The organism is Lewinella sp. JB7 (genome assembly GCF_024297185.1).
In the GTDB taxonomy this organism is placed as follows: Bacteria; Bacteroidota; Bacteroidia; order Chitinophagales; family Saprospiraceae; genus Neolewinella.
Window position 1 is genome coordinate 99,552 of the sequence record NZ_JANCTD010000006.1, and the last position, 12,833, is coordinate 112,384.

At 59.5% G+C, this 12,833-nt stretch carries 6 protein-coding genes; all 6 read right to left on the reverse strand.

Annotated features, from left to right (window positions below; genetic code table 11):
* Positions 1–26: 26 nt before the first annotated feature.
* The 6 genes from NMA52_RS12075 to gldN all read right to left on the reverse strand — a co-directional run bounded on the left by NMA52_RS12075 (position 27) and on the right by gldN (position 12,764).
* Positions 27–1,541, reverse strand: coding sequence for an arylsulfatase (locus tag NMA52_RS12075; RefSeq protein WP_254827928.1), 1,515 nt, complete (start codon positions 1,539–1,541; stop codon positions 27–29).
* 40 nt (positions 1,542–1,581) lie between these two features.
* Positions 1,582–3,057 carry an arylsulfatase gene (locus NMA52_RS12080; RefSeq protein WP_254827929.1) on the reverse strand — a complete coding sequence of 492 codons (1,476 nt, stop codon included), beginning with the start codon at positions 3,055–3,057 and terminating at the stop codon, positions 1,582–1,584.
* Between the two features lie 33 nt (positions 3,058–3,090).
* Positions 3,091–4,650, reverse strand: coding sequence for a RagB/SusD family nutrient uptake outer membrane protein (locus NMA52_RS12085; RefSeq protein ID WP_254827930.1), 1,560 nt, complete (start codon positions 4,648–4,650; stop codon positions 3,091–3,093).
* A 20-nt stretch (positions 4,651–4,670) separates the two neighbouring features.
* The gene (locus tag NMA52_RS12090; protein ID WP_254827931.1) at positions 4,671–7,706 is read right to left on the reverse strand and encodes a TonB-dependent receptor; all 3,036 of its coding nucleotides are present in this window, start codon (positions 7,704–7,706) and stop codon (positions 4,671–4,673) included.
* A gap of 472 nt (positions 7,707–8,178) precedes the next feature.
* The gene (mfd, locus tag NMA52_RS12095) at positions 8,179–11,586 is read right to left on the reverse strand and encodes a transcription-repair coupling factor (RefSeq protein ID WP_254827932.1); all 3,408 of its coding nucleotides are present in this window, start codon (positions 11,584–11,586) and stop codon (positions 8,179–8,181) included.
* Positions 11,587–11,828: 242 nt separating this feature from the next.
* A complete protein-coding gene (gldN, locus tag NMA52_RS12100) occupies positions 11,829–12,764 on the reverse strand; it encodes a gliding motility protein GldN (protein WP_254827933.1) in 936 nt (311 codons plus the stop codon).
* Positions 12,765–12,833: the final 69 nt, after the last annotated feature.

Sequence of the window (12,833 nt, forward strand, 5' to 3'; positions counted from 1 at the left end):
AAGCCCGCGGAACCGTGCTTTCGGGGCTACACCTTCAGTGGCCACAGCGGATGAAGCGAGCGCGCGTCCTGCATAAGCTGGCGCATGCTCGCCACGATTTCCGGGTGGTCTTCGGCTACATTGTTGGACTCGGATGGGTCCGTTGGTAAATGATATAGCTCCAGCGGCCCCGCCGGATTCAAGCGTACGGCTTTCCAGTCCCCCCTACGGACGGCCTGGGTCGTGTGCGCCCGCTCGTGAAACTCCCAGTACAAATATTCGTGCTGCTCCTGCTTACCGGTGTCTCCCCGCAGCGTGGGGGCCAGGGAAACGCCGTCGGTCGCGTAATCACCGAGTTCGGTTCCGGCCAGCTCGGCTACCGTCGGCAGGATATCCCAGAAAGAAGAGATCAGATCGCTTTCCGCGGGTTGGTCGATGACACCCGGCCAGTAGGCGATGAAGGGAACCCGGATGCCCCCCTCGTACAGGTCCCGCTTCTGTCCCCGCAGTCCCCCGGCACTACCGAACTGCTCCGGCACCGCTCCCCCTTCCGCGTGGGGCCCGTTGTCGCTGCTGAATAGTACGAGGGTATTTTCCGCCAGCCCGAGCCGTTCCAGGCTTTGCTGAATGCGCCGGGTGTCACGGTCGAGGCGGACGACCATCGCGGCGTAAGCGGCAAAGGGCTGATCCTGACTGGCGTAAGCACCGAACCCCGGGCCGTAGTCGGCGGAGTGTCCCCCACCCTGCCGTCCCTTCCGGAAGGCTTGTTCCGGAAACTGACCGGCGAAGCGGTGAAAAATACTGTCTTCCGGAACCAGCATTTCGGCGTGGGGCGTCGTGTAGGCGAGGTAGACGAAGAAGGGCTGGTCAGGTTCCACGGATTCGATAAACCGCACCGCCTGATTGGTGTAGAGGTCGCCACTGAAGCTTCCCCGTTGACCGTCCTGGTTTCCGGGCACGGCCTCCCGGGCACCGTTGACGTACACGCTGTCCGGATACTGATAGTGGGCGTAGGCCTGGTTCAGCACTCCGTAGCTGTAATCGAAACCCTTTTTGAGTGGTTCCCCGGTGGTCCCGTCCATGCCCATGCCCCACTTCCCGATGGCGGCGGTCCGGTACCCGGCTCCCTGCAGGACTTCACCGAGGGTTAAATCGTCGGGGCGCAACGGCAGTTCGGCACCAAATCCCCGGGGACCGGTTTCGTAATTCCCGCGCACGTAGGAGTTTCCGGTGTGCCGCCCCGTCATCAGCGAGGCCCGGGAGGGTGCGCAGACCGTACTGCCGGCGTAGTGCTGGGTGAACCGAATGCCACCGGCCGCCATGGCATCCAACGTCGGCGTCCTGAAATTTGTCTGTCCGTAACAACTCAGATCGCCGTACCCCAGGTCATCGGCCAGAATGTATACGATGTTCGGCGGGGGAGTGTGGGTGAGGTCCGTACCATCCGCATCCTGCCCTCCCGAAGTGGAATGACAGCCGGAGGACCCGAGCAAAATCCACAGGAGTGCAATGCCCGTAAAGGATGACGTAGCAGTTGCCAGGAGAGACTTACAGGTGTTCATCGATATAGCTTGTCGGCTGCGTTCGGCGGCCGGTCCGTCATTACCCCCGGTAGGCTTCCTGAGCGAAGGAGAATACGGTCGACGGCTCCCGCGCTTCCCGGAGGTATCGTTTCATGGTCGCGACGACCTCCGGGTGATCGGCGGATACATCCCTTGTCTCTCCCGGGTCATTTTCCAGATTGTAAAGTTCGACCTCACCGTCCGTTCCGATCTCGTTTACCCGGTAGCGTACGGCTTTCCACTTACCGCTGCGCACCGCCTGACGCCCCTGACGCTCGTGGAACTCCCAGTAGAGGTACTCGTGCTCGCGCTGGTTGCCTTCACCCAGTAGGGTGGGTGCCAGGGAAATTCCGTCGGTGACCGCGGGAGCGGGCGCACCGGTGAGTTCGGCGAAGGTGGGAAAGAAGTCCCAGAAGGCCGATACGTGGTCGCTTTCGCCGCCCGCCGCGATGGTGCCCGGCCAGCTGGCGATCATGGGTACCCGCACGCCCCCTTCGTAGAGGTCGCGTTTATAGCCGCGCAGGGGCCCGTTGCTGTCGAAGTAGTCGGGGTCGGCTCCCCCCTCCCGGTGGGGCCCGTTGTCCGACGTGAAGATGATCAGGGTATTTTCGGCAATGCCGAGTTCCTCTACTTTACGTACGATCTCCCCCACCTGCCGGTCGAGAATGTCCATCATGGCTACGAAGGCGGCGTGGGGCGTCTTTTGGGAGGAGTAGCCTCCGGTGCGGTATGCCAGATCACCCGGTTCGGTACCCTCGTAGGGCTGGTCACCCCTGAATTCCTCCCGCCACTTCGCCAGCACGGAATCCGGCGCGATCAGTTCCGCGTGGGGAATGATGCTGGGTACGTACAGAAAGAAGGAGGTATCGGCGTGATCTTCCAGGAAGGCCATCGTTTCGTCGTGGATGAGGTCCGGGGCGTAGCTTTCTTCCCGTACGCCGGCATTTCCCGGTAAGGGGACCGAATCGCGGTTGTGCCATAAGTGGCGGGGATAGTAGTTGTGCCCGAGGCGCTGGCAGTTGTAGCCCACGAACTCGTCGAACCCCTGGTAAACCGGATCACCCTCCGAGCCGGGAAAACCGAGCCCCCACTTGCCGAAGGCCCCGGTCACGTAGCCTGCCTCCCGCAGCGATTCCGCCAGGGTGTAGATGCTGTCCGGCAAGGGATACTGCCCCTCGGGCTCTATCTCGTAATTCCCCCGGATGAAGGTGTGGCCGGTATGGAGCCCGGTAAGGAGGGCCGAGCGGGAGGGCGCGCATACCGTCGCGCCGGAGTAGTGCTGAGTGAAGCGTATGCCCCGGGCCGCCAGGCGGTCGATATTGGGCGTGGAGAAGCGTTGCTGCCCGTAGGCGCTCAGGTCCCCGTAGCCCAGATCGTCGGCCAGGATGAAAATAATGTTGGGCCGGTCTGCGGCGGAGGAGGTCACGGAATCATTTCCTCCCGCGCCCGGCCTGCCGCAACTCATGCAGAGCGCAAGAAGCAGCAGGCAGTACGGCAGCTTGGATAGTAGGGTCATATGCTGGTTTCTGGCGGCCGAACGGCTCCGGGGTTACCGGTAGCCGTTGTTGGACGGGTCGGTTTCGAGCAGGTTGGGGTTCAGCTGGATCTCTTCGAGGGGGATCGGCAGCAGGACGTGCTTGGGCGTAATGTTGTTGCCGGGATTGTTCCAGGGGCGGTGCTCGGTAGATTTGACGGTTTCCAGCAGAATGCCCCAGCGGATGAGGTCCATCCGGCGGTGACCCTCGGCGGCCAGTTCCCACTTACGCTCGTCGTACATGGCCCGGCGAAATTCATCCTGCGACATGCCGCTCCACGGCTTGTCGGGTTCGAAGGCGCGGGCCCGTACGGCGTTGACGTACGCGTAGGCTCCCTCGGGTCCGTTAAGCTCGTTTTCGGCTTCGGCGGCCATCAGATAAATGTCGGCGAGGCGGAAGACGATGTAATTCTCCGGGTGGTTGCCGCGGGGGGAATTTTCCTGATCGAGGTTCCAGTTCTTGCGGTAGTAGGGAAAGCTGAGCTCGTAGCCCCGGTACTCCGTGACGATGGAGGCCGTGTACCGCATGTCCCCTTCCTCCCAGTTCGTAGAGTCGGCGATTTCCGGCAGCGGAATGGCCCAACCGTATCCGGTCATACCCTCGCCGTAGGAGGCCAGGAGGTCGCTGTACAGCTGTACCCGGGTGGGGGTGCCGGGCCCGTCGGGGCGGTCGTTGCGGTTGGAGGGTTCGTCCCGGATCCGGGGGTTGTAGTCGTCGGTGCGCTGCGTACGGCCTTCCCCGAAGACCGGGTCTTTCGTGAAATCGACCACGTAGATGTACTCGTCGTTGTACTGGTTAGCGGGATCGCTCTGGTCGAAGACGTCGGCGTAGTTGTCCAGTAGCCGGTGGGGGGAGTTTTCGATGATGCTCCGGGATGCTGCCAGGGCGGGCTGCCACTCCCGGTCGAAGAGGTGATACTTCGCCTTGAGCGCCGTGGCCGCCCACTTGCTCGCCCGGCCAAGATCGGCACCCGAGTATTCCGAGGGAAGCAGGCCGATGGCACGTTCCAGATCCGCCTTCATCTCCGTACGGATCATGGTGCGGTCCGAGCGGGTAATCTCGGATAGTTCCTCGGTCGAGGGCAGTTCCCGGAAGTAGGGCACGTCACCCCACAGGTTGGTGAGGTGGTAGTAAGCCAGCGCCCGGAGGAAGAGCAACTCACCCAGAGCCTGATCCCGGGCACCTTCCGACAGGTTGTCGTTGCCCTCAATGCTACTGATGAACAGTGAGGTATTACGCGCCATTTCGTAGAGCGAATTCCAGGTGCCCTGTCCGTCGGCCACCCCCTCATCGATCAGGTAGTTATGGATCTGTCCGTTCACGTTGCGGCTCGGGCCCACCACGTCGGCGCCGTTCACGTAGTAATTGTCGAGCCCACGGGTCCGGTAGAGGTCCCCGCTGTAGAGTATGCGGTATACCCCGTTCACGGCAAGCTCCGCCTCGGCGTCGTTGTTGAAGAAGTTATCGGTGGTGATGCCGTCCCGGAATTCCTCATCGAGAAACTCGGTGCAGCTGGCCAGCGGAATCAGGATAACCGCCAGCAACAGGAAGAAAGGAGTGCTATAGTTTTTCATTGCTTTGCTGTTGAGGGGGGTTAGAAGGAGGCGTTCAGACCAAAGGTGAACGAACGGGAGTAGGGGTACTCACCCGTGGATACGCCCTGCTCCAGCCCGGAACCGTAGTTGCTCACCTCGGGGTCACCGAAGGACCAGTTCGTGATCAGGAACAGGTTGTTGCCCGTCACGTACACCTTCAGATCGCGGACGATGCCATCCAGGCCCAGACCGGCAACCGGCAGGTCGTAGTTAAGACTCAGCGTCTTCAGGCGCAGGAAGGAAGCATCCTCGATGCCCAGGGTGTTGTTCGGATTGAATAGGCTCGTCGAAGCACCCGCCCGCGGAATGTTACTGGTTTCGTTGATTCCTTCCTGCCAGCGGTTCACGACCGCCGGAAGCAGGGTCTGCTCGCCCCGTCCGAACAGACCGGTCTGGGCGACACCGTTGTAGCCTTCGTTGCCGTAGGAGCCCTGGAAGAAAATGTCGAGGGAGAAGTCCTTATAGCTGAAGGTATTGCGAATGCCGCCGTAGAAGTCCGGCTGGGGGTTACCAATGACTACGTAGTCCAGATCGTTGATCACGCCGTTGCCGTCCTGGTCCAGGTAGCGGGGACCGCCGATGAAGGCCCGGCCTTCGAAGCCGTCGGCAACGATGGTTTCCTTGTCTTTGTAAGTTCCCAGGTAAACGGCGCCCACGAAGACGGGAGCGGGTTGCCCCGGAATGAGCCGTACGCCCGACCCGCCCTGGTTGGTGGGTTGCCGCAGGTTGATGAACTCGTCACCGCCCAAGTCCAGGACCTCGTTCCGGTTGGCCGACACCGTCAACTGGGTTTCCCAACTGAAGTCACCGTTGGAAATGTTGAAGCTGCGCAGCGAAAACTCCACCCCTTCGTTGCGAATGGAGCCGACGTTCTGCAGCTGACTGCCGCCGGCGGTGCCGGGCAGGTCGCGGTTGAGGAGCAGGTCCTCGGTCGTTTTACGGTAGTAGTCGGCTTCCAGGAAGATCCGATCCTGCCAGAGACCGAGTTCGAAGCCCAGATCGAGCTGCTGGGTGGTTTCCCAGGTCAGGTTCCGGCTGGGCAGGCTGCCGATGAGGACGCCGTTGACCAGCGTCTCGTTGAAGTAGGCGTTCACGTTATTGAAGCGGGCGATGGAGTTGTAGATCGGCACGCCCTGCTCCCCTACTTCCCCGAAGCTGCCCCGGATCTTCAGCCGCGATACCACGTTCGACTCACTCAGGAAGGGTTCGCTGTGCACGTTCCACGCCACGCCGACGGAGGGGAAAAAAGCATACTTATTGCCGTCCTCGAAGACCGACGAGCCGTCCCTCCGTCCCGTCAGGGAGATCAGGTACTTACTGTTGAAGCTGTAGTTGAGGCGCGCGAAGTACGATACGAAGGTGCGCCGGGAGTAGCCCGAACTGAGTTGGTAGGTTGCCGGGTCGGAGCCGAAGGACAGGTTGTTGAACTGCACTACGTCGTTCGGGAAACGCTCGGCGTTGGCACTGAAGCCCTCACTCTCGTTGCGCTGGAGCGAGAAACCGCCCAGGACGTTGAAGCCGTGGTTGCCCACGTCGAAGGTGTAGGTCGCGGTATTTTCGTTGAGCAGGTCGTTGCTCTGCACCGTGTTGATGCTCGCGTAGCCACCGGTGCCGTCGACGAGGCGTTCGGGGAGGGCGCCGGGCAGGTAAAAGTTGCGCTTAAAGGAACTGATCTCGGCACCGAAACTGGTCTTCAGTACCAGCCCGGTGATGGGCTCCAGTTGCAAGTAGGTATTGGCGAGCAGGTCGTTGTCGTAGCGGTTGTCGACGCGGAGTTCCTGGTCGGCTACCGGATTGCGCTGCAAGGTGGCGCTAACCGGGTTGATGGCGGTGTACTCTCCGTTCTCGTCGTAAACGTTCCGGGTCGGCAACAGGTGACTGACGATCTGGGAGTAGTTCACTTTGTTGTTCTCCCGATTGGTCCGCGACAGGTTGACCCGGATGCCCGTACTCAGTTTATCGGAGATCTTGAAGTCCAGGTTGGTGCGCAAAGAGTAGCGCTGGAAACCGGAACTTTTGATGACCCCCTCCTGGTCGAAGCGGTTCATCGATACGTAGTAATTCGTCCGGCCGGTATTTCCGCGGATGGAAAGGTCGGTATTCACGATCTGCCCAGCTTGGGTGACCAGGCCGAGCCAGTCGGTGCTCGGGGCGCTGGCCGGATCGTCAAAGATCAGGGGAAGGCTGGGATCGATCGCGCCGAAGCCGTCGGGGCCCGGAACGAACTGAGCAGCCTCGTTTACGTAGTTGGCGTAGTCTTCGCCCGTCAGCAGTTCGACCTGATTAGCGACGTTCTGCACCGTGTAGTACTGGTTGATGGACACGATCGGGCGCTCCGTAGATAGGTTAGCACCGGTCTTCGTGGTTACGAGCACCACACCGGAGGCCCCCCGCGTACCGTAAATGGCCAGGGCGGTAGCGTCCTTCAGCACCTCGATCGAGGCGATGTCGTTGACGTTGAGCGTGTTCAGGTCGAAATCGGACCCCGCAATGAATCCGTCGATGACGAAAAGAGGATTGTTGTTGCCGTTCACGGAGTTCGTTCCCCGGATACGGATGGTGGCCCCGCTGCCCGGCGTGCCGTCGTTGGAAGTAACCGACACCCCGGTCGCCCGCCCCTGCAGGGCCTGGTCCAGACGGGATACGGGCTGGTTTTCCAGTACGTCGCCCTTCACCTGGGATACGGAGGAAACGAGATCGCGCTTCTTCGTGATGCCGTAACCTACCACGACTACCTCATCGATCAACTGGGCGTTCTCGCTCATGGTGACGTCCAGGCTGGTCTGATTGCCCACGGGGATCCGCTGGGTAGAGAAGCCCAGGAAAGAAAATACCAGGGTATCCCCCGGGGAGGCCGTTACCTCGAATTGACCGTCCAGGTCGGTAACGGTGCCCTCACCTCCCGGTGCCACGAGTACATACACGCCCGTCAGGGGGAAATTGTCGGCGTCCTCGACCACGCCACTGACGGTTTGCTGGCCGTACGCGCAGGTCGCCAACAGCACGAAGGCCGTAATTAATCTTTGTTTTAACATGACCGATTGCTTTGATTAAGTTCTATACCAGAAGCGAAGGAAATTCGGAAAATTCGCTCCAAGGCAAAACTATAATCAGGTTCGGTCCGCCACGTTTCCGTCTATCTCTATGAGGGACTAAAATTCGTTCACACCCGCTAAATTCCTGATTCTTCCCGCATTACGGAGGTGGCGGGAACGCAGGAGCCGGGCAAATTCATCTCAGCATTGGGTAACGGTTGATTCACCCGGTAGCCGATGGACTTTTATCCATTGCGCTATTGTTTGATACGGAGCGACGTTAGCACGTCAACGGCTGAAGCCATCGCTACACGTCAACGGCTAAAGCCATCGCTACACGGTCAACGGCCGAAGCCGTCGCTGCACGGTCAACGGCTGAAGCCATCGCTACACGTCAACGGCTGAAGCCATCGCTGCACGTGCCAACAGCTGAAGCCGTCGCTGCACAAAACGCCAACGGCTGAGGCCGTCGCTACATGGCCTTTTCCAATTTCCGCTCTTCCTTGACTTCCTCCACGCGCTTGGCGAGAGCGGCGAGCACATCCTGGGCGGCGGTCAGGTTGAAGACCCGCTCCTTGATGAGGCTCAGGCGGCGGGGCGTCTGTTTGAGCTGTAACCCTCGCAGTTTACCCTCCGTAGCGATGATGCCGCTGAGGGCGCGGAAGATCTCGGAGTCGTAGTACAGCGACTGGGCATCCTCGACGAAGAAACACATCAGCTTGTCGTTCTTCAGCACTACCCGATCGAAGCCCAGCTCCCGGCATAACCAGCGCAGGCGCAGGCCGTCGAAGAGTTCCTCCACCTGGGAGGGTAAGGGGCCGAAGCGATCGCGCAGTCCGTTGGCGTATGCTTCCAGCCGTTCCTCGTCCTCGATGTTGTCGAGGTCCTGGTACAGTCGCAGGCGTTCCTGGGTGGACTCCACGTAATCGGTTGGAATGTGCATTTCGGTGTCCGTCTCGATGGTCACGTCGCGCACGAAGTCGCTGCCCTCCGTCATGGTGTCGGCGAATACGTCCCGGAATTCGCCCTGCTTAAGTTCCCGCACGGCTTCTTCCAGGATACGCTGGTACGTTTCGTAGCCGATGTCGGCGATGAAGCCCGACTGCTCACCGCCCAACAAGTTACCGGCCCCGCGAATGTCGAGATCCTTCATGGCGATGTTGAAGCCGCTGCCGAGATCGCTGAACTCTTCCAGCGTGCGCAATCGCTTACGTGCGTCGGGGGTTAGGACGCTGAGCGCGGGAGCAATGAGATAACAGTAAGCTTTCTTGTTGGAGCGCCCTACCCGACCCCGGAGTTGGTGCAGGTCACTAAGGCCGAATTGGTGGGCGTTGTTGATAATGATCGTGTTCGCGTTCGCGATGTCCAGCCCCGTTTCGATGATGTTGGTACACACCAGCACGTCGTACTTCCGGTCAATGAACTCGATGAGCGTCTCCTCCAGTTCTTTGGGATCCATTTGGCCGTGAGCCATGGCGAACTGCACGTCCGGACAGAGCCGCCGAAGCATTGTTACCATGTCGGTGAGGCTCTTAACGCGGTTATGGACGAAGAAGACCTGTCCGCCCCGGTATACTTCCTGTTCGATGGCCTCCTTGATTACGTCCTCACTGAACTGCCGTACTTCCGTATGAATGGGCTGGCGGTTGGGCGGTGGCGTACGAATGACGGACAGGTCGCGGGCATTCATGAGACTGAACTGCATGGTGCGCGGGATCGGCGTGGCGGTCAGGGTCAGGGTATCGACGTTGACCTGCATGGCCCGCAGTTTTTCCTTGGCCTTGACCCCGAATTTCTGTTCCTCATCGATGATGAGCAAGCCCAGATCCTTGAACTCCGACCGTTTTGACAGGATGGCGTGGGTGCCGATGAGTATGTCGAGCTTGCCTTCCTTAACCTGCTTGAAGATGGCCGTCTTTTCCTTCGCGCTCCGGAAGCGATTGATGTAATCGACCGTGACGCCGAATTCCCCGAGGCGTTCCTTGAAGGTGCGGAAGTGCTGCAGCGCCAGGATAGTGGTCGGCACCAGTACGGCCACTTGTTTGTTATCGGCCGCAGCCTTGAAGGCGGCCCGCAGGGCGATCTCCGTTTTGCCGAAGCCGACGTCGCCGCAGATGAGGCGGTCCATCGGGTGGGGCTTCATCATGTCGCCCTTCACGTCGTTGGTGGCCTTGAGCTGATCCGGGGTGTCCTCGTAGATGAAGCTGGCTTCGAGCTCGTTCTGCAGGTAACCGTCGGGGGGGAAGGCGTGTCCGGGACTGGCCTGTCGCTTGGCGTAGAGCTTGATGAGCTCGCCGGCCATGTCCTTCATCTTCTTCTTGGTCCGCGACTTCAGGTTCTTCCAGTGGTCGCCGCCGATCTTGTCGAGACGCGGGAGCTGTCCGTCCTTGCCGCTGTACTTCGACAGCTTGTGGAGGGAGTTGATGCCGACGTACAGAATGTCGTTGTTCTTATAGACCAGGCGCACCGATTCCTGCACCTTCTTATTGATCTCCAGCTTTTCGAGACCGGAGAATCGCCCCACGCCGTGGTCGATGTGCACCACCAGGTCGCCCGGTGTAAGGTCGCGCAGCAGGCGCAGGTTGAGGGCCTGGTCGCGGGTGAATCCCCGCCGCAGTTTATAGCGGTGAAAGCGTTCGAATATCTGGTGGTCCGTATAGCAGGCCGCCTCCAGCTCGGAGTCGATAAAGCCGGCGTGAATGGAGACGGGGACCGGCTCGAAGCGTACTTCGGCGTTAAGGTCGTTGAAGATCGAGTAAAAGCGCTCGATCTGCTTGGCGTTGTCGGTAAAGATGTAGTTCGTGAGCCCCGAGGAAGTATTCTCCAGCAGATTGCGGATCAGCAGCTCGAAATTCTTGTTGAAACTCGGCTGGGGTTTGGAGCGGCAGTCGATGGTCTCGTCGATCCCGACCGGCTGCTTGTAGTCGCTGAAAAAGACGATCGGTTTACCGGCCACGTCCTCCAGCACTTCGCCGGGCCGAATGAAGGCGCGGTCGTCAAACAGTTGCTTGAGCTCTTCGTCGTCGACCAGCGTCAGGTTTTTGCCGAACGCTTCGGCCTTGGTGTAAGCTTCCCCGAGACGATCCAGCAAGAGTTGGAAATCCTTCAACCAGATCGTGGTATCCTCCGGTAGTACGTTGAAGATGCTGGTCTTCTCGTTGCGGTCGAACTTGGTATTGATGTTCGGGACGATGCTTACGTAGGACACCTTTTCCACCGACAGTTGATTCATCGGATCGAAGGTGCGGATGCTTTCCACTTCATCGTCAAACAGCTCGATCCGGTAGGGGTACTCGTTGCCGTAGCTGAAGATGTCGATGATGCCGCCCCGGATGCTGAACTGCCCGGGTTCGTACACGAATTCCTCCCGCTTAAAGCCGTACTCCACCAAGACCTCGATGATGGTATCGACGTCGATATCTTCCCCTTGCTGTATTTCGATACGGCTCTTGGTCAGTACGGCCGGAGCCACGACTTGCTCGAACAGGGCCTCGGGATAGGTGACGACAATCTCCCCCTTCGACTGGCTATGCGTCAGGTAGTTGATCGTCTCCGTACGCATCAGTACGTTGGTCGGATCCAGCACTTCGAAGTAGAGCGGACGGCGGAAGCTATCGGGCAGCAGCCGCACCTGTTTTTTGGGCAACAGTGCCGCGATGGAGTTCTGGATGTAAGCGGCTTCCTCCTTATCGGTCGCGACGACCAGGTAATGTCCGCCGGCCTTACGGTAACTCGCCGCGATCAGGAAGCTTTCGAGTGCTCCGGCGAGTCCGCGCAACTGGATGCGCGGCGCTTCCTTTCCGGACTTGGTTAACTGGATAATCTTCGCAACACGCGCACTCTCGGCGTAACGCTGCAGCAATTGCTCGGCAGGATTCAAAGGGGGGCGGGATTTTTAGTAGTAACCGCGGGGAGGGGGGGAGGGTTCTGGGGAATTGGGTAGTATGGTAGGTAGGTAAGAAGGTAGTATGGTAGGAGGTAGGTAGGTAGTATGGTAGTGTGGTCGCAAAATGCTGGAGGCGTGAATGGGATTAACCATCACGCCTCCAAATAAGTCTGCCGTACTATAATACTACTGTAGTGTGTACTACCCTACCATTGTACTGTGTACTATCGTACTAATTAGTAGCTCCAGAGATCCTGCTCGTAGTTGAAGATCTCCTGCTTGATGCGCTCGGAGTCGATGAGCTGCTCGCGGCCACTACGCTCGGGGCGATCGATACGCTGATCGAGCACGTTGCTGGCCTTGGTGATGTAGCTGTTGAAGAAGCGGTACTCGAAGACATCCTCCCAACTCCGGTTAGCGGCATCGTTGCCATAAGCGAAGGCACTTTCGTTAGCAAGGAGCTGACGGGCTTCGGGGTAGTAGACCCAGAACATGGGACGCTCGATGGTGCGGCCCGCATTTTCGGTGGTTTCCTGGATCATGGGAGCAATGCCGAGAATGCGCACCTTCATGGTGCTGCTTTCCTTGTCGAAGAACCACATTTCCTGAATGCGGTAGCGAAGGACGCTGGTAGGGTCGAAAATACGCTCCTCCAGTACGATCTCCTCCTCGTAGGTTTCGGGATTGACCACGCGGACGGAGTCTACGCCGCCGGCCATGTTCTGCAGGGTCTTTTCGTCCATGAGCATGGAGAAGTTGTCGCCACCGATCGGATCGAAAACGCGGAGGTCACCACTCTGTGCCGCTTCGAGCAGAATAGAGATGAGGGGACGCTGCGGGTTGATGAACGGCAGATTGATTTTCTCCTTTACGTCGATGATGCGCCAGATGCGCCGCTTCCACATGATGTCGGCCTCCCGAAGGTGCTCGTAAGCCAGTACGCGACGTTCGCGCAGGGACCTGTTCTCGACGATGTCGTTGAGGGGGGGCACGAATTCACCGTCCTGCATCAGGGGGTTATCGTCCGCCACGCCGGGCAGCGTGAAGGTACTGGGCTGTTCTTCGGGGTTTCCGGTGGTCTGCGCCGATAAGTCGGCGGACACGACCAGGGAGAAGAGGAGCACTAGACTATATACTGCCTTCATGGAAAGTGGGATGATGGGATGATTCATACAAACAGGGTAACAACGCGGTCGGCCGCCGCCGTGGTATGTAAAGAAACGAAAACGGGCCTTCCGTAG

Excerpts from the sequence above, each read along its gene's own strand:
- NMA52_RS12075 (WP_254827928.1), bottom strand. The coding sequence starts at position 1,541 with ATGAACACCTGTAAGTCTCTCCTGGCAACTGCTACGTCATCCTTTACG.
- NMA52_RS12080 (WP_254827929.1), bottom strand. The coding sequence starts at position 3,057 with ATGACCCTACTATCCAAGCTGCCGTACTGCCTGCTGCTTCTTGCGCTC.
- NMA52_RS12085 (WP_254827930.1), bottom strand. The coding sequence starts at position 4,650 with ATGAAAAACTATAGCACTCCTTTCTTCCTGTTGCTGGCGGTTATCCTG.
- NMA52_RS12090 (WP_254827931.1), bottom strand. The coding sequence starts at position 7,706 with ATGTTAAAACAAAGATTAATTACGGCCTTCGTGCTGTTGGCGACCTGC.
- gldN (WP_254827933.1), bottom strand. The coding sequence starts at position 12,764 with ATGAATCATCCCATCATCCCACTTTCCATGAAGGCAGTATATAGTCTA.